Annotated in this window: 15 protein-coding genes; 6 read left to right on the top strand and 9 right to left on the bottom strand. The window is 64.0% G+C overall.

All coding sequences use genetic code 11. The features are described from left to right. Positions 1 to 23: 23 nt before the first annotated feature. Together J2Y68_RS12095 and araB are read right to left on the bottom strand one after the other, a co-directional pair. Positions 24 to 731, bottom strand: a complete 708-nt coding sequence (locus J2Y68_RS12095; RefSeq protein ID WP_309993756.1) for an L-ribulose-5-phosphate 4-epimerase — start codon at positions 729 to 731, stop codon at positions 24 to 26. Continuing rightward, complete coding sequence (araB, locus tag J2Y68_RS12100) at positions 728 to 2,470, bottom strand: ribulokinase (protein ID WP_309993758.1); 1,743 nt, start codon at positions 2,468 to 2,470, stop codon at positions 728 to 730. The genes J2Y68_RS12095 and araB overlap by 4 nt, the downstream gene beginning before the upstream one ends. Positions 2,471 to 2,655: 185 nt before the next feature. On the opposite strand from araB, the gene J2Y68_RS12105 reads away from it, so the two are divergent. Then, on the top strand, positions 2,656 to 3,084 hold the full coding sequence (locus J2Y68_RS12105) for a hypothetical protein (RefSeq protein ID WP_309993759.1): 429 nt from the start codon (positions 2,656 to 2,658) through the stop codon (positions 3,082 to 3,084). Here J2Y68_RS12105 and J2Y68_RS12110 read toward each other — a convergent pair. The 3 genes from J2Y68_RS12110 to xylA all read right to left on the bottom strand — a co-directional run bounded on the left by J2Y68_RS12110 (position 3,081) and on the right by xylA (position 6,868). Continuing rightward, positions 3,081 to 4,097 (bottom strand): LacI family DNA-binding transcriptional regulator, encoded by a 1,017-nt coding sequence (locus J2Y68_RS12110; protein WP_309994311.1) that lies wholly within the window; start codon positions 4,095 to 4,097, stop codon positions 3,081 to 3,083. The genes J2Y68_RS12105 and J2Y68_RS12110 overlap by 4 nt on opposite strands. A 69-nt stretch (positions 4,098 to 4,166) precedes the next feature. Next, positions 4,167 to 5,597: a xylulokinase gene (gene xylB / locus J2Y68_RS12115; protein WP_309993761.1), complete on the bottom strand. Its 1,431-nt coding sequence runs from the start codon at positions 5,595 to 5,597 to the stop codon at positions 4,167 to 4,169. 83 nt (positions 5,598 to 5,680) lie between these two features. Continuing rightward, entirely contained in the window at positions 5,681 to 6,868 is a 1,188-nt protein-coding gene (xylA, locus tag J2Y68_RS12120; RefSeq protein ID WP_211713584.1) for a xylose isomerase, read from the bottom strand. Positions 6,869 to 6,949: 81 nt separating this feature from the next. On the opposite strand from xylA, the gene J2Y68_RS12125 reads away from it, so the two are divergent. From J2Y68_RS12125 to J2Y68_RS12135, 3 genes are all read left to right on the top strand, one after another. Further along, the gene (locus J2Y68_RS12125; RefSeq protein ID WP_309994313.1) at positions 6,950 to 8,218 is read left to right on the top strand and encodes an ROK family transcriptional regulator; all 1,269 of its coding nucleotides are present in this window, start codon (positions 6,950 to 6,952) and stop codon (positions 8,216 to 8,218) included. A gap of 105 nt (positions 8,219 to 8,323) precedes the next feature. After that, positions 8,324 to 9,403: a YihY/virulence factor BrkB family protein gene (locus tag J2Y68_RS12130; protein WP_309993763.1), complete on the top strand. Its 1,080-nt coding sequence runs from the start codon at positions 8,324 to 8,326 to the stop codon at positions 9,401 to 9,403. A 13-nt stretch (positions 9,404 to 9,416) separates the two neighbouring features. Further along, a complete protein-coding gene (locus tag J2Y68_RS12135) occupies positions 9,417 to 9,620 on the top strand; it encodes a hypothetical protein (RefSeq protein ID WP_309993765.1) in 204 nt (67 codons plus the stop codon). Between the two features lie 248 nt (positions 9,621 to 9,868). Here the strand turns inward: J2Y68_RS12135 and J2Y68_RS12140 are convergent, their stop codons facing one another. From J2Y68_RS12140 to J2Y68_RS12150, 3 genes are read right to left on the bottom strand one after another with little or no spacing between them, the layout of a single operon-like run. Beyond that, entirely contained in the window at positions 9,869 to 10,711 is an 843-nt protein-coding gene (locus tag J2Y68_RS12140) for a sugar phosphate isomerase/epimerase family protein (protein WP_309993767.1), read from the bottom strand. Next, positions 10,708 to 11,922: a dihydrodipicolinate synthase family protein gene (locus tag J2Y68_RS12145; RefSeq protein ID WP_309993768.1), complete on the bottom strand. Its 1,215-nt coding sequence runs from the start codon at positions 11,920 to 11,922 to the stop codon at positions 10,708 to 10,710. Before J2Y68_RS12145 ends, J2Y68_RS12140 begins: the two co-directional genes overlap by 4 nt. Further along, positions 11,922 to 13,091, bottom strand: coding sequence for a Gfo/Idh/MocA family protein (locus J2Y68_RS12150; protein WP_166842176.1), 1,170 nt, complete (start codon positions 13,089 to 13,091; stop codon positions 11,922 to 11,924). Before J2Y68_RS12150 ends, J2Y68_RS12145 begins: the two co-directional genes overlap by 1 nt. Before the next feature lie 198 nt (positions 13,092 to 13,289). On the opposite strand from J2Y68_RS12150, the gene J2Y68_RS12155 reads away from it, so the two are divergent. Both J2Y68_RS12155 and J2Y68_RS12160 read left to right on the top strand, forming a co-directional pair. Then, positions 13,290 to 14,327, top strand: a complete 1,038-nt coding sequence (locus J2Y68_RS12155; protein WP_309993770.1) for a LacI family DNA-binding transcriptional regulator — start codon at positions 13,290 to 13,292, stop codon at positions 14,325 to 14,327. Next, on the top strand, positions 14,324 to 15,085 hold the full coding sequence (locus tag J2Y68_RS12160; protein ID WP_309993772.1) for an alpha/beta hydrolase: 762 nt from the start codon (positions 14,324 to 14,326) through the stop codon (positions 15,083 to 15,085). The genes J2Y68_RS12155 and J2Y68_RS12160 overlap by 4 nt, the downstream gene beginning before the upstream one ends. Here the strand turns inward: J2Y68_RS12160 and J2Y68_RS12165 are convergent. After that, positions 15,082 to 15,855, bottom strand: coding sequence for a sugar phosphate isomerase/epimerase family protein (locus J2Y68_RS12165; RefSeq protein ID WP_309993773.1), 774 nt, complete (start codon positions 15,853 to 15,855; stop codon positions 15,082 to 15,084). The two genes, J2Y68_RS12160 and J2Y68_RS12165, sit on opposite strands and share 4 nt — an antisense overlap. Positions 15,856 to 15,889: the final 34 nt, after the last annotated feature.

The following is a 15,889-nucleotide window of genomic DNA, read 5'->3' on the forward strand; positions in this document are numbered from 1 at the left end:
GTCCGGGCTGGGCTGCTGAGGGCTTAGCGGCCGTAAACGTTTTGGTAGCGGTCGTACAGCGACTCGATCTTGGATTGGTCGATGGGAAGTGGTTCGCCCAGCTGACGGGAAATGTGCACGGTCCGGGCTACTTCTTCGCACATGACAGCGGCCTTGACCGCGGACCGGGCGTCCTTGCCGATGGTGAACGGGCCATGGTTCTGCATGAGCACGGCGGGGGAGTTGGAGTTCTTGAGCGTCTCAACGATGCCTTGGCCGATCGAGTCGTCCCCGATCAGCGCGAACGGTCCCACAGGGATGGGGCCACCGAATTCGTCGCCCATCATGGTCAGGACGCAGGGGATTTCCTCGCCGCGGGCAGCCCAGGCTGTGGCGTAGGTGGAATGCGTGTGCACCACGCCGCCGACCTCGGGCATGTGCCGGTAGACGTACGCATGCGCGGCTGTGTCCGAGGACGGCGAAAAATCCGGATTCCCCCAGTCGACGGTGCCCGCGCTGCCGGTGTTCATGCCCCGAACCGGTGTGCCGTACAGGTCGGTGACCACCATGAGTTCCGGTGTGAGGTCGTCGTAGGACACCCCGGATGGCTTGATGACCATGAGGTCGTGGCCCGGAATGCGGCCCGAGACGTTGCCCGCGGTCCACACCACCAGTTCATACCTGGTGAGTTCAGCATGGAGCTCACACACTTCCTTGCGAACCCTCGCGATGGTGTCCAGGAGCGCGCTCATGCGGACACCCGCTCTGCGGCGTCGGTGGAAGAGTTCGACGCCGGTTCGGTCACCGTCGCGGTGCCCTGCGCCTTACGCTGGATCGCCTTAAGGCGGTGCATGACATAGTTGGTTCCGCGGCCGAAGTAGTCGTGCAAGGTTCGGTATTCCTGGAAGAGGACGTCGTATGCGGCGACGTTTTCAGGAATGGGCGTGTACACAGCGCCGGGAGCTGCTGCCATGGATGAGGCGGCTTCGCGAATGTCCTTGTACTTCCCGGCAGCAACGGCAGCGTGGATGGCCGAGCCGAGCGCGGGGCCCTGCTCGGAACCGATCGTGGAGAGCTGGAGGCCGGTGATGTCGGCGTAGACCTGCATCAGGAACGTGTTCTTCAGCAGGCCGCCAGCCACGATGAATTCCTTGACGGGGACACCGGAATCGCGGAAGGCATCCACGATGGTGCGGGTGCCGAACGCCGTGGCCTCCAGTAGGGCCCGGTAGGTGTCCTCAGGTTTGGTCGCCAGGGTCTGTCCCACCACGATGCCGGAGAGTTCATGGTCAACCAGCACTGACCGGTTGCCCGAGTGCCAGTCCAGGGCGATGAGTCCATGCTCGCCAATGGCCTGTTTCTTGGCGAGTTCGGTGAGATGTTCGTGGATGCTTCTACCCTGGGCTGCGGCGGCCTGGTGGTATTCCGGCGGGACACCGTTCTTAGTGAACCAACCGAAGATGTCGCCTACACCGGACTGGCCGGCTTCGTAGCCCCACAGGCCGTCAACGATTCCGCCGTCAACGACGCCACACATGCCCGGGACCTCGCGGAGGACGTCGCCGTTCATGACATGGCACGTGGAAGTACCCATGATGGCAACAAGCTGCCCAGGCTCCACGGCATTGGCTGCCGGTGCGCTCACGTGCGCGTCAACGTTTCCCACGGCTACGGCAATCCCTGCCGGAAGCCCCGTCCATGCGGCGGCTTCTTCCGTGAGCTGTCCGGCGGCCTCGCCCAAACGGCCGATGGTGTGCTCCAGTTTTTCGGAGACGAAATCCTTGAAGTCGGGATTGAGCTCGGCGAGGAAATCCTCTGACGGGTACTTTCCGTCCTGGTAGATGCCCTTGTATCCGGCTGTGCAGGCGTTCCGGACGTAGTTTCCGCATAGCTGCCAGACGATCCAGTCGGCGGCCTCAACCCAGTGATCCATGGCGCCGTAGACTTCGGGGTCCTCTTCCAGGAGTTGCAGGCCCTTGGCGAATTCCCACTCGGAGGAGATCAGGCCGCCGTAACGGGGGAGCCAGGATTCACCACGCTTTTCAGCAAGCTGGTTGATGCGGTCCGCTTGTGGTTGGGCGGCGTGGTGGCGCCACAGCTTCACGAAAGCATGGGGTCGGTCAGCGAAGCGTTCCAGCTCGTTCAGCGGCGTGCCGTCCGCCGTCGTCGGGACCATGGTGCAGGCGGTGAAGTCGGTGGCGATGCCCACCACCTTCTTCGGGTCGATGCCGGCATCGGCGACGGCGGCCGGCACAGCATTGCGCAGGACGTCGCGGTAGTCGTTGGGGACCTGGAGTGCCCAGTCGACGGGCAAACGCTGGCCGCTGCCGGGAAGCTTTTCCGTGACCACGGCATGGGGGTATTCGAACACGCCACTGCCGAGCTCGGCGCCGTCCGAGACGCGCACAACGACGGCGCGGCCGGAGAGGGTGCCGTAGTCCACGCCGATGACGAATTGCTCATCGAGTGGGGAATTTTCTGAGGTATTCATGAGGTCTCCATCCGGCTGGCCAGGGCCTCATTGCCGGGGTTCGGGGTGGAAAAGTGAAGAAGGTCTGATGCAATTGTTAGCGCTCACAACTTTGATGTCAAGAGCGGTTCCGTTGATGTGTCCAAGCCCGCTCATCGGTAGGGTGGCAAGACAAACTGTTTGGGGGAACAATGAGATACCGCACGATGAAGTCCGCTGCCGCCGCCGCTGCGCTCCTGCTGCTTACCGGATGCTCCAGCTACTCCGGGATTGCGGCCGTACAACGGCCCGCCGAGGCAAAAGACGCACTACCCGCCGATATTCGGAGCGAAAAAGTTGACTTGCCCTCAGACTTCCGACTTTTGGCGGAGGACGACGGGGTTAAGTACTTCGCAGCAGAAAGCCCTGAGCACACGACCGCCTGCATCGCCGCCTACCCCGTCGACAAGCCGGACCAGTGGATGCTGGCTTGTTCCGATGGGATTACCGGTGAACGGGAAATAGTGACCACCAGCCACACGGGGCAGCCCACTGTGAAGCTGGTGACAGCCGGCTTCGACACCAAGGCCCTCGAAGCAGAGGGCTGGCGTAAAGTTCACGACAATGTCTGGGTGGGGGCCGCAGCCAACCCCTAGGCCTGCCCCGCTTGGCGGGTACTGGCTTGGGTAGGTCCGGCCTGGGCTGTGGTGGAGCGGACAACCAGGCGCGGCGTGACCGTCGCCGGCGCATGCGAAGTGCCTTTGTCCAAGTACTCAAGCAGCAGGTCGATGCAGCGTTGGCCGAGCTCTTCGAAGTCCTGCGCAACGGTGGTCAGTGGCGGAATGAAGTACGCGGATTCCGGCTGGTCATCGAAACCCACCACACTGATATCGGTCGGAACCTGGACGCCGGTCTCGTTGAACGCGCGCAGTACTCCCAATGCCATCTGGTCATTGGCAACAAAAAGAGCCGTCACCGAGCGCTCTCCAGCGATCTTCAAGCCTTCTCGGTAACCGCATTCAGCACTCCAATCGCCCTCGATCAGTGTGGCTGGCTCAAGCCCCGCTTCAGCCAAAGCGTCCCGCCAGCCGTCGATGCGTGCCGCCGCGTCGATCCAATCGGCGGGCCCGGACAAGTGGCCGATCTGCGTGTGGCCAAGGTCCAGAAGGTGTTGGACGGCCAACCGGGCGCCCTGCCGTTGGTCGACTGTGGCGCCGCTCAGGTTCTCGTCGCCCACGGACCCTACGGCTACCAGTGGAACCTGGGTTGTGATAGCCCGCAGGACATCAAAAGTTCCAGGGTGGGGCACGGTCACCACAATGCCGTCCACGCCTTGGTCCATGAAGTGGGCGATGGCGTCCTTGATGGTTTCCGGTGTGACTTCGCGCAGGCCCGCAACGCTGACGAAATAGCCGGCGTCCCTCGCTGCCTGCTGGACGCCCAAAAGTGTGTGGGATGGTCCGTACTGGGCCAGCTCGCTGCCGAGCACTCCAATGGTTTGGGAGCGCCGGGTCACCAGGCTGCGGGCGGCCACGTTGCGGCGGTAGCCGAGATCGGTGATGGCCTGTTCGACGCGCTCGCGGGTCTTTGAACTCACGTTGGGGTGGTTGTTGAGCACCCGTGAAACGGTCTGATGGGACACCCCGGCGACGCGGGCGACGTCCTCCATGACAGGAGGGCGGGTTGGTGCGGTTCGTTCAGAGCTCACCCTGTCACGATAGAGCACTGGCCACGATGATCAGTCGATGGCCGCCTTTGCGGCGTAACGGCGGTACGTCGTAAGGAAGGCCGCGGGTGCGTCGCCGTTCCGCGCTCTCACGTTCACACCCTCCACCGGCCAGTCAGGCAACGTGCCCGCCAGGACACCCGCTGCTTGGCGGGCGGCGCCATCGGCAACGTACTCGCCCGGCTTTGGCACGAACACCGGAACGCCGAATGCAGCGGCGGCTATCTGCTGGACGGCTTCGGATTGTGCGCCGCCGCCTACCAGGATGATGCGCTGGGCGGCGACACCCTGTGCTTGGAGTGCGGCCAGGCCATCGGCGAGTGAGCACAGCACGCCCTCGAATGCAGCCCGGGCCAGGTTGGCGGGGGTGTAGTTGGAGAGGGTGAGGCCGTGGAGCGAACCAGTGGCGTTCGGCAAGTTGGGTGTCCGTTCACCCTCGAAATACGGCACCATGGTCAGCCCGCCGGATCCTTCCGGTGCGGACAAGGCCAGATCGCCGAGTTCGTGGAGGGTTACGCCCAGCAAAGCGGCGGTGGAGTCGAAGATCCGTGTGGCGTTGAGCGTGCAGGCCAGCGGAAGATAGTTGCCGGTCGCATCAGCAAAACCTGCCACCAATCCACTGGCGTCGTGTGACGAACCCTTTGACACGGCGAATACTGTTCCCGAGGTGCCGATGGATATGACGACATCACCGACGGCGGCACTGACGCCCAGTCCTGCGGCAGCGTTATCGCCAGCGCCCGGCCCGATCAAGGCTCCTCCCGGAGTCTTGCCTGCCACTTCCAAAGGCCCCACGACGGTAGGCACCACCGGCACGTGCCCCAGCGTGCTTCGAAGTACTTCGGGAAGATACTCGCCGGTGGTGGCCGAAAAGTAGCCGGTGCCGGAGGCATCGGACCTGTCGGTGCGGAGGAGCTCCAGCGACGCAGGCCCTGTTCCGGGACCGTTACCTGCCAAGCGCCAAGACAGCCAATCATGGGGAAGACACACCGCGGCCGTACGGGCGGCGTTTTCTGGCTCATTGCGGGCCAACCAGCGCAGCTTGGTGGCCGTTAATGAAGCGACCGGCACGGTTCCTGTGCTGCTTGCCCACTGGGCGGCACCGGCCACTGAATCGCCATCACCGGCCTCGCGGATGAGATCCTCGGCATCCGGTGCTGAACGGGTGTCGTTCCACAGCAGGGCCGGGCGAACAACGTCTCCGGATTCGTCCAGGCACACCATGCCATGCTGCTGCCCACCGATGGAGACGGCGTCCACATCATCGAAACCGCCCGCGTCAGTGATCGCTTCCTGCAGCGCAGTCCACCAGTGCTCAGGGTGAACCTCGCTTCCCTCCGGATGGGAAGCCCGGCCCTGACGCACCAGGGCGCCTGTGGCTGAGTCCCGGATGATCACCTTGCAGGACTGGGTGGAGCTGTCGATCCCGGCTACGAGAGGCATGCGTAATTCCTTTGGAGGACATCACCGGACGTACCCGAGAACAAGGGCACGTCCGGTGATGGATGTTGGTGGGCGGGAGTGACTTAGCGGGCGCCGAGCAGGTGCTCGATGGCCAGCTGGTTGAGGCGGACGAAAGCGAACGAGCGCTCCGCGGCCTGGTCGGCGTCGAACGTTTCGAAAGCGCTGGCGTCAGCCAGCAGGTCCGCGGTGGTCTCACCGGCGCTAAGAGTCGGCTCGCCCAGCTCGAACACGCCTGAGGTGGCCAGTGCTTCCTGGACCTCGGGATCCGCGCGGAACGCAAGCGCGCGCTCCTTGAGCAGGAGGTACATGGACATGTTGGACTTTGCGGATTCCCAAACGCCGTCGTAACCGTCAGTGCGGGACGGCTTGTAGTCGAAGTGGCGTGGGCCGTCGTACTTCGGTCCGCCGTTCGGGAAGCCGTTCTCCAGGAGGTCCACGGTAAAGAAGGCGCTGGTGAGGTCGCCGTGGCCGAAAACAAGGTCTTGGTCGTACTTGATTCCACGCTGGCCGTTGAGGTCGATGTGGAAAAGCTTTCCGGCCCACAGGGCCTGGGCGATGCCGTGGGTGAAGTTCAGGCCTGCCATCTGCTCGTGGCCCGTCTCCGGGTTGAGGCCCACGATGTCACCGTGTTCCAGCTGCGCGATGAACGCTAGGCCGTGCCCGACGGTGGGAAGGAAGATGTCGCCGCGGGGTTCGTTCGGCTTGGGCTCCAGGGCGATCCGGAGGCCGTAACCCTTCTCCTTGATATAGCCGGCCGCGGTGTCAACGCCTTCCTTCATGCGGTCCAGTGCGGCGGAGAGGTCCTTCGAGCCGTCATATTCGCTGCCTTCGCGGCCGCCCCACATCACGAACGTCTCGGCGCCAAGCTCGGCGGCGAGATCGATGTTACGGAGGATCTTGCTCAGGGCGAAGCGACGGATGGAGCGGTCGTTCGACGTGAAGCCGCCGTCCTTGAAGACGGGGTGGCTGAAGAGGTTGGTGGTCACCATGGGTGTCTTCAAGCCGGTCTCGGCCAATGCTGCCTTGAAGTTCTTCAGGATCAGTTCACGTTCGGAGGCCGTGGCATCGAAGGGGATCAGGTCGTTGTCATGGAAAGTGATGCCGTAGGCGCCGAGGTCGCTGAGCTTGTGGACTGCTTCCACCGGGTCCAACGCAGGGCGGGTTGCTACGCCGAACGGGTCTGCGCCTGTCCAGCCGACGGTCCAAAGGCCAAAGGTGAAGCGGTCTTGGGGGGTGGGCTGCGGGGTCATTTTGCTCCTTTGCAAAGCACTGGGGAGGGAAGGAAAGTAGTGCCTTCCAATTAGTTTTCAATCTGAACTATATGGGGGATGGTGGATTATGGTCAATGGAAGCCGGCAAAAAGTTTTTCGAATCCGCAGGGAGGTCCCATACCCGTGATTGACGCAACCGCGCCGGGGCGCGTAGGTGATGTCCGCCGTCGTAATCTTTCGCTCGTGTTGGACTCCATCGCGAGGACGGGGGATGCCAAGCCCAGTCGCGCGCAGCTTGCCGCGGGAACCGGACTTACCAAGGCTGCGGTGTCCAGCCTCGTCGCCGACCTCGTGGAATCCGGGTTGGTCTCCGAGGTGGGCCTTTATCGCGACGGTGAGCGGGGGAGGCCTGGCCAGGGCCTGGAACTCAGTTCCCGGCGCGGCGTGATCGGCATGGAAATCAACGTGGATTACCTGGCCGTAGGCGTGGTGGACCTCGCTGGCAACCTGCGCTTCCATTCAAGTGTTGAGTCGCCCAACCGGGGCTTGGAGCCGGCGACGGTGATGGAGCGTCTCGGCGCCTTGGCGGCCGAGGCGAAGGCTGCTGCGGCCACCGAAGGCATAGCCATCCTCGGTGGCGGCCTGGCTGTCCCCGGACTGGTGGACGAGCAGCGAAGCGTCGTCCTGTCCGCCCCCAACCTGCATTGGGAAAATGAGCCGTTGAATCCAGGGGCCCTCCTGGAGGGGGCCCCGCTTGGAGTGCGGTTGTCCAATGAGGCCAACAGTGCAGCGCTGGGCGAACTTTGGTATGGCGGCGGCCCTGCTGACTTCCTCTACGTATCCGGAGAAGTGGGTGTAGGCGGCGGCGTCATCATCGCGTCCGAGCTGTACACGGGGCCGGGTGGCTCCGCGGGAGAGTTGGGGCATATCGTAGTGAACCCGGATGGTCCGTCCTGTTCGTGCGGCGGGGCCGGGTGCCTGGAAACCTTCGCCGGCCAAGAGGCGATATTCGAGGCGGCGGGCATTCCGCCCGGCGCGTTGGAGGAGCGCGCTGAGTTGCTGCTCGCGGCTCTTCGGCGGCGGGATCCACAGGCCACAAAGGCAGTCGACGACGCCGGGCGGTACCTGGGCGTCGCCCTCGCCTCCTCTGCCCGGCTGATGGATATCGAAGCGGTGGTGCTCGGCGGACATTTTGCCACGCTGGGAGAGTGGCTGCGCCCGGCCCTGTTGGGCAGCCTGGAGCGCCATGCGCCGGGGCTTTTGGATCCGAGGAACCTGACCCTGTCCGGCCTGGAGCATTCCGGAACCCTTCTGGGAGCTGCCGGCCAGGTGATCCGCTCCGTGATTGAGTCGCCCTTCGAGTTCCTGCTGGCGGCGAAGCTGGCATAGATTCCGGGTTGAAAGTCGGCGTGGGTTCTTCCTAAAGAATCATCAGCATGCTTAGTATTGATGGGTCAGTTGTTCGCGCAACCTACCCCCACGGACGAGTGCCCCATGACTACACAAGATTCAGCCCACACAAGCACTGCGAAGGCGCAGACCGCACCCTCCCCGGAAGACTCGCGCAAGCCGGACAGTCCCAACGACCTCGCCAAGCCCACATGGATGTACATCGCCAAAAGGACCCTAAGGGAGTTCACCAAGGACCAGTGCCCGGACGCTGCGGCAGGCTTGACGTACTACGGTGTGCTCGCGCTCTTCCCCGCCCTCCTTGCCTTGGTTTCGCTTCTCGGCATATTTGGCGATGCAGGCAAGACCACATCGGCATTGCTGGACATCGTCCAGCAATTTGCTCCCGGACCGGGCGTTGACACCCTCCGAAAGCCCATCGAGGAACTGACCCAGTCCAATGCGGCCGGCTTCGCCCTCTTCTTCGGGATCGTGGTGGCCCTATGGTCGGCCTCCGGCTATGTTTCCGCTTTTAGCCGCGCAATGAACCGCGTCTACGAAGTGGACGAAGGGCGCGGCTTCATCAAGCTCCGCGGCACGATGCTGGCAGTTACCGTCGTTGCGGTGGTGGGTGCTGCGCTGGCCGCGGCCATGCTGGTCCTCAGCGGGCCGGTCGCTGAAGCGATCGGTGGTGCCATTGGATTATCCGAGACGTTCCTGACGGTCTGGAACATCGCCAAATGGCCGGTGCTCATCGTCATTGTCGTCGCAATTATCGCAGTGCTCTACTACTTCACTCCCAACGTCAAGCAGCCTAAGTTCCGTTGGATGAGCATGGGCTCCCTCATCGCCCTGGTGATTTTCGCCCTTGCCTCACTGGGCTTCGGCTTCTACGTTGCCAACTTCAGCAACTACAACAAGACCTATGGTGCCCTGGCGGGTGTGATCATCATGTTGCTGTGGCTCTGGATCCTGAACATGTCCTTGCTGTTCGGCGCCGAATTCGACGCCGAGATGGAGCGTGGCCGCCAGCTGCAGGGTGGCATTGAAGCTGAAGAGAGCATTCAGCTGCCGCCCCGCGACACCAAGAAGAGCGACAAGATGCAGGAAAAGGAAGATGAAATTGTCAGGACCGGAGAGGAAATCCGTGAAAGCCGCGGCGACGAACCGCGGAAGAACAAGTAGACGGAACCCTGACATGGACGCCAGCAAAACCAAGCTCAAAGCGATCAAACACGGCGACAACGTGAAAATCCGTGGTGAGGTCTTCCGAGTCAGCGCAGTGCAGCCCGCGGAAGGCTCACCGAACATCACCCTGGAACTACAAGGCCACGACGGCGGTTCGGTCACCCTGATTGGTCTGCCGAAGGCGCGCGTGGAGCTCGCTGGGCGGGCATCCTAGATCCCCGGTTTCCCGCTGGTGCGGAACGCACCTCAACCCCGGCACATGGCCGAGGACGCGCAAATTCCCTCGGGCCACGCACAAGGAATGGTGACGCGCGGATCCGGGCGTCACCGGCGTATTGCAGTGGCCCGGCCGAATTTGGGTGTCGCAAAAAGCGGGCCCCTGCCGTGACCGTGGCAGGGACCCGCTGGTTCTTGGAGCGATCCTCCCGCGGAGCTTAGGGCATCCGCGGGAGGATCACGTTCTTAGGCGAACGGGAGGACGAGCTCCGCGTAGCGCTGCTTCATGGTTTCCAGGACGGAGTCGCCATCTGCATCCCAGATCTCCTGGTTAAAGATTTCGACCTCGATGTCGCCCGTGTACCCGGCGTCCCTGACCCAGGCGCCGATGGTCGCGAAGTCGATGACGCCGTCGCCCATCATTCCGCGGGAGAGCAGCGCATCCGCTGCAATCGGCAGGTTGAAGTCGCACACCTGATAGGAGGCGATGCGGTTTTCGCGGCCGGCACGTTCGATCTGCGTCTTCAGTTCCGGATCCCACCACACGTGGAAGGTGTCGACGGCGACGCCAACGGCCTTTGCGTCGTAAGGCGCTGCGAGGTCGAGGGCCTGGCCAAGGGTGGAGATCAGGGCACGGTCGGCCGCGTACATCGGGTGCAGCGGTTCCAGCACCAGCCGGACGCCGTTCTCCGAGGCGAAGGGAACAAGTTCCTCCAATCGGTCCGCCACGCGTTGACGCGCAGCGACCACGTCCTTTTCACCCGGTGCGAGGCCGCCAACAACCAGGAACAACTCCCGCGTGTCCAGTGCCACTGCTTCGCGGACAGCTTCGAAGTTGTCGGCCAGTGCTGCGGCCTGTCCCTCGGGATCTGCCGCGGTGAGGAAGCCGCCGCGGCACAGGGACGAAACCCGGAGCCCGGCGTCCTTGATCAACTTGGCTGCCTTGTCCAGGCCGGCTTCGGCAACCCGGTCGCGCCAGGGACCGATCGCGGGGATGCCCGCACGGGCACAGCCGTCCACGGCCTCGGCAAGTGTCCACTTCTTGGTGGTGGCGCTGTTCAGCGACAGCCGCGAGAAATCCGTGCTCATGCGCCCACTCCGTTGATCCGAAGGTAGTCCGACATGCGGAAAGCTGCCAGTGACGGATCCTTCAGTAATCCGGCTTTGTCCGCCAGCTCGAAGGTCTTCGTCAGGTGCAGGACCGAACGGCCCGAGTGCAGGCCGCCCACCATCTGGAAGCCGGGCTGCTTGCCGTTGAGCCAGGACATGAAGGCGATCCCGGTCTTGTAATAGAACGTCGGGGCGCTGAAGATATGCTTGCCGAGCTCACGGGTGGAGTCGAGGATGGCGCGTCCCTCGGTGCCTTGGTCGGCGTCGTACTTCTGCAACGCAACCGAAGCGGCCGGGTAGATCGCTGCGAAGATGCCCAGCAGGGCGTCCGAGTGGTGGGTCTCGTCGCCGTCGATCAGCTCGGGGTAGTTGAAGTCGTCGCCGGTGTAGAGGTGGACGCCTTCCGGCAGGTTGGCGCGGAGGGCGACCTCGTGGGAAGCATCCAGCAGCGAAACCTTGACGCCGTCAACCTTGTCCGAGTGCTCGCGGATCAGGCTAAGGAACGTTTCGGTGGCGACGGAGACGTCATCGGAGCCCCAATACCCGGCCAGTGCGGGGTCGAACATGGTGCCGAGCCAGTGCAGGATGACGGGCTGGTCAACTTCCTGCAGGAGCGTGGAGTAGACGTGCAGGTAGTCGTCGGCGCTGTTGGCAACCTTGGCCAAGGCGCGGGAGGCCATGAGGATGACCTTAGGCCCGGCCTCGCTGACGACGGCGATCTGCTCACGGTAGGCGTCGATGACGGCCTGGATACCGGCCGCGCCATCTGGGAGGGCGGCAATATCCAGCTGGTCGGTTCCGGCGCCACAGGAAACGAGGTCCCGCACGGACTTGCCGGCCGTCGCCGCATTGTTGCCGGCCACGACCGACGCGGCCTCGGCACCTGTGCGCTTGATGAGCTGCTGGGTTGCTGCCCAGTCCAGGCCCATGCCGCGCTGTGCGGTATCCATGGCGTCGGCAACACCCAGCCCGTAGGACCACAGCTCGTGCCGGTACGCCAGGGTGGCGTCCCAGTCGAGCTGCGCCGGGGCGCCGGGAGTGTTGTCCGCCGCGACCTCCGGGATGACGTGGGCTGCGGCGTAAGCGCGGCGGGCCGTCAAAGGGGCGGTCGGCTTGGCCCACGATGTGGCTGCCTGAAGGCGGTACTCGCGGGTGCCGCCGTCGTCGGTGGGAAGAATCAGTGACGTCATTAGAGGGTGATCTCCGGGATGTCGATGGTGCGGCGTTCAGCCGAGGACTGCAGGCCGAGTTCGGCCAGCTGCACTCCGCGGGCTGCGGAGAGCAGGCCGAAGCGGTGCTCACGGCCGGCGACGACGTCCCGCAGGAATTCTTCCCACTGCAGCTTGAAGCCGTTGTCCAGCTCGGCGTTGGCGGGAACTTCCTGCCACTGGCTTCGGAAGGATTCGGTGACGGGCAGGTCCGGGTTCCAGACTGGCTTGGGGGTGTGGGCACGCTGCTGCGCGACGCACTTGTTCAAACCGGCGACGGCGGAACCGTGCGTGCCGTCGATCTGGAACTCAACCAGTTCGTCGCGGTAGACGCGGACGGCCCAGGAGGAGTTGATCTGGCCGATGACGTCGTCGCCGCCCGGGGTTTCGAGCTCGAAGATGCCGTATGAGGCGTCGTCTGCGGTGGCCTTGTATTCCTTGCCGGCCTCGTCCCAACGGGCGGGGATGTGCGTGGCGGTCTTGGCGTTGACGCTCTTGACCTTGCCGATGATGCCTTCAAGGACGTAGTTCCAGTGGCAGAACATGTCCGTGGTCATTCCGCCGCCGTCTTCCTTGCGGTAGTTCCAGGACGGGCGCTGTGCAGCCTGCACGTCGCCTTCGAAGACCCAGTAGCCGAACTCGCCACGGATGGAGAGGATGCGGCCGAAGAAACCTTCGTCCACCAGGCGGCGGAGCTTGACCAGGCCGGGGAGGTACAGCTTGTCGTGCACAACGCCTGCGGTGACGCCGGCTTCCTTGCCGATCTGTGCGAGCTCGATGGCCTCTTCGAGGGTCTCGGCCGTCGGCTTCTCGGTGAAGATGTGCTTGCCGGCGCGCATGGCCTTCTTCAGGGTGGCGGCGCGGAGGCTGGTCATGGAAGCGTCGAAGATGATGTCCACGGTGGGATCGGCGATGACGGCATCCAGATCGGTGGTCCATTCGGAAACCTTGTGGAGCTCGGCCAATTCCCGGATCTTGGCCTCGTTGCGGCCAACCAGGATGGGCTCCACCTGGACCTTGGTGCCGTCTTCGAGGGTGAAGCCGCCGGCATCGCGGATGGGAAGGATGGACCGCAGCAAGTGCTGACGGTAACCCATACGGCCGGTAATGCCGTTCATGGCGATGCGGATCGTCTTTGTTTCGAAACCCATGTTTTCTCTCCAGTGCCTTGTGTGCCGGTCGCTCTGCGGTTCCCGGTGCTTGCTTGGTTAGCGTGGGAAAGCGCATTCCCATTGCAAAGAATCATGCACCATGGCGCGCCAGATTGGCAAGCGCTTTCCCGAATTCGCGCACGCCCTGACATAATTTCCCTAGCGCCAGTCCCGACGCCTGCAGACAAGGAGGGCCCCGTGGCCGCCAGCACACTAAGTGAAGTTGCCCGTTTGGCCGGGGTTTCCCTGGCCACGGCATCGAGGGTCCTCAACGGCTCATCCCGGAAACCCGCGGAAGACATCGCCGAGCGCGTCCGCGAAGCGGCGGACAAGCTCGGCTATGTCCCCAATGCGCAGGCCCAGGCCCTCGCGAAGTCCAGTTCCGGGTTGATAGGCCTGATTGTCCACGACATAGCCGATCCCTACTTCTCGGCAATAGCCCGCGGTGTCCAGGAAGCCGCGCGACAGCAGAACCGCATGGTGTTGCTGGCAAGCACCTCCGGCGCCGCTTCCGACGAGAGGGAGGCGGTAGCTGCCTTCGCTGCCCGCCGTGCGGACTCCATCGTGATCGCCGGTTCACGCTCCGTCCGGGCTGAGGACCAGCAAGGCAATGCCGAGCTCGCCGCCGAGTTGGACCGTTACTGCCGCAACGGCGGACATGTGGGCGTAGTGGGGCACCCCATCGTCGGAGCCTCCGCCTCAGAGGGCTACCACGTAGTGAAGGTCCCCAACGAGGAACTCGCGGCTGGCCTTGCCGCAGAACTGGCTGCCTCCCATGATGGCCCGTTCCTGATCATCGCAGGCCCTGAAGGCCTGTACACCTCCGACGACAGGGTCCGCGGATTCCAGCGCGGACTCGCCGACGCCGGCAGGACACCGGCCGAGGTTATCCGCACCGGCTTCAATCGTGCGGGAGGATACGACGCCGGCCTGGCGCTCGCGGAACGCATCAAGTCTTCCGAAGAGCGGCTCTGCATCTTCGCGGTCAACGACGTCATGGCTATCGGGGTCACAGCGGCGCTGCGGCCGGAAGGGGTGTGGATTCCCCGCGATGCCACCATCGCGGGCTTCGACGATATCGAAACCCTCCGCGACTTCCGGCCCGCTCTTTCAACGGTGCATTTGCCGCTCGAGGACATTGGTCGCTTGGCTGCCGGCGATCCGGATACGCCACCTGTCAGCGGCGTGGTCAAGCTCCGCCGCAGCACCGAAACCCCGGCGGAATCGCAGATATGACCGCAGCGGAGGCTCAGGCGCCCCGAGCGCTCACGGTGATTCCCGCCGTCGGGCCTTCCGGTCTGGCGGCGCCCGCAGTCCTGGTTCTGCCCGGCGGAGGCTACGCGAAAACGGCAGACCATGAAGCCGAACCTGTGGCAGAATGGCTCGCTTCGCTGGGGATCCACGCGTTCGTGCTGCGATATCCAGTGGCACCGCATCGGCACCCGGTGCCGTTAGCCGCCGCCAAGCAAGCCATGATCTGGATCCGTAACGGAGGGCATGGGCTGAAGGTTGATCCCTCGCGTGTGGGTGTCCTCGGGTTCTCGGCGGGTGGGCATCTTGCAGCCACCTTGTCCGTGCAGGTGCCCGCGGGCGATCCTGCGCTGGACATCCGCGAGTCGGTTCCGGACCTCAGCATCCTCTGCTATCCGGTCATTTCTTTCGTGGACTCGGCGCATCAGGGATCCGTGGACAACCTGGCCGGCGAGGTAACGGGGCCTGAAATCCTGCGGCAGCTCTCCGCCGAGCTGCACGTCACCCCGGCAACGCCCCCGGCGTTCATCTGGCACACGGCCGACGACGAACCCGTTCCCGTCAGCCACAGCCTGGCCTACGCAGGAGCGCTCAGCAGGGCCGGAGTTGCCACGGAGCTGCACGTTTTTCCGAACGGTATCCACGGCATTGGCCTGGCCGCAAAAACTCCCGGTGCACACCAATGGCCGGTCCTTTGCGCAGCCTGGCTCGGCCGCATGGGCTGGACCGTTCAGTCTTCTTAGTCTTCGCCCAGGGTGATGGTATGCAGGAAGGCGGCGTCGTTGAGCACGTTGTCCGGCAGGTCGTCTTCGACGAACTCCAGCATGATGTCCATGTCCTTGCCGTTGCCCCGCAGGACATCGGTGACGGTCTGCCACAGCAACTTCCGATTGCGCAGCGGGTAGCGCTCGGCCTCCGGCCCCCACGAGAAACAATGCACGCCCACCACATGCGGCAGGACCTGGTGGAGCGAGTCCAGAGCCTGCTGGTCTGAGAGCCCGACGGCGGGCTGCCAGTAAGTGCCCACGTTGGCGTGGTTGACCCGGTTCAGGAGGTCGAGGGTGGTGGCGGGGGAGTCGGTGAGAGTGTTGCCGTGGTATTCGAAAGCAATGGCCACCCCGCGTTCGGCGGCAAGATCGGCAATGCGTCGGGTGTCCTGCACAACCGCGTCGAAGTGTTCCTGGCTTGCGCCTGCCGAGCCAAGTTCGCCGGCCCAGACCCTGATGCGGGGCGCCCCCAGCCCTGCAGCGAGGTCCAGGATCCTGTCGAAATCTCCGAAGGACCCGCACCGATAGTACGAGCCCAGGGACAGGACGGTGAGCCCTGCCGCTTCCGAAGCTTTCCTGGCATGCGCCGCTGATTCGGCATCGCTGACGTGGACATCGGTGCCCCATTCGATGCCGGCCAGGCCCGCGTCCGAGGAAATCTGGACGACGTCGTCGATCCCGTGCGAGCGGAGAGTGACGGAACAAATGCCAGGCGTGAGGTCAGCCAGCGTGGTGAGGTCGATCATGCTTCACAGAATACCGGGAATGCGCTTACCCGGT

It is taken from the genome of Paenarthrobacter nitroguajacolicus, from assembly GCF_031455195.1.
Classification (GTDB): domain Bacteria; phylum Actinomycetota; class Actinomycetes; order Actinomycetales; family Micrococcaceae; genus Arthrobacter; species Arthrobacter nitroguajacolicus_D.

What these genes read in the sequence shown, in the direction of transcription:
- J2Y68_RS12150 (WP_166842176.1), bottom strand. Translation starts at nt 13,091, where the DNA reads ATGGGTTTCGAAACAAAGACGATCCGCATCGCCATGAACGGCATTACC.
- J2Y68_RS12105 (WP_309993759.1), top strand. Translation starts at nt 2,656, where the DNA reads ATGAAGTCCGCTGCCGCCGCCGCTGCGCTCCTGCTGCTTACCGGATGC.
- J2Y68_RS12110 (WP_309994311.1), bottom strand. Translation starts at nt 4,097, where the DNA reads ATGGAGGACGTCGCCCGCGTCGCCGGGGTGTCCCATCAGACCGTTTCA.
- J2Y68_RS12145 (WP_309993768.1), bottom strand. Translation starts at nt 11,922, where the DNA reads ATGACGTCACTGATTCTTCCCACCGACGACGGCGGCACCCGCGAGTAC.
- J2Y68_RS12095 (WP_309993756.1), bottom strand. Translation starts at nt 731, where the DNA reads ATGAGCGCGCTCCTGGACACCATCGCGAGGGTTCGCAAGGAAGTGTGT.
- J2Y68_RS12130 (WP_309993763.1), top strand. Translation starts at nt 8,324, where the DNA reads ATGACTACACAAGATTCAGCCCACACAAGCACTGCGAAGGCGCAGACC.
- araB (WP_309993758.1), bottom strand. Translation starts at nt 2,470, where the DNA reads ATGAATACCTCAGAAAATTCCCCACTCGATGAGCAATTCGTCATCGGC.
- J2Y68_RS12165 (WP_309993773.1), bottom strand. Translation starts at nt 15,855, where the DNA reads ATGATCGACCTCACCACGCTGGCTGACCTCACGCCTGGCATTTGTTCC.
- J2Y68_RS12135 (WP_309993765.1), top strand. Translation starts at nt 9,417, where the DNA reads ATGGACGCCAGCAAAACCAAGCTCAAAGCGATCAAACACGGCGACAAC.
- J2Y68_RS12160 (WP_309993772.1), top strand. Translation starts at nt 14,324, where the DNA reads ATGACCGCAGCGGAGGCTCAGGCGCCCCGAGCGCTCACGGTGATTCCC.
- xylB (WP_309993761.1), bottom strand. Translation starts at nt 5,597, where the DNA reads ATGCCTCTCGTAGCCGGGATCGACAGCTCCACCCAGTCCTGCAAGGTG.
- xylA (WP_211713584.1), bottom strand. Translation starts at nt 6,868, where the DNA reads ATGACCCCGCAGCCCACCCCCCAAGACCGCTTCACCTTTGGCCTTTGG.
- J2Y68_RS12140 (WP_309993767.1), bottom strand. Translation starts at nt 10,711, where the DNA reads ATGAGCACGGATTTCTCGCGGCTGTCGCTGAACAGCGCCACCACCAAG.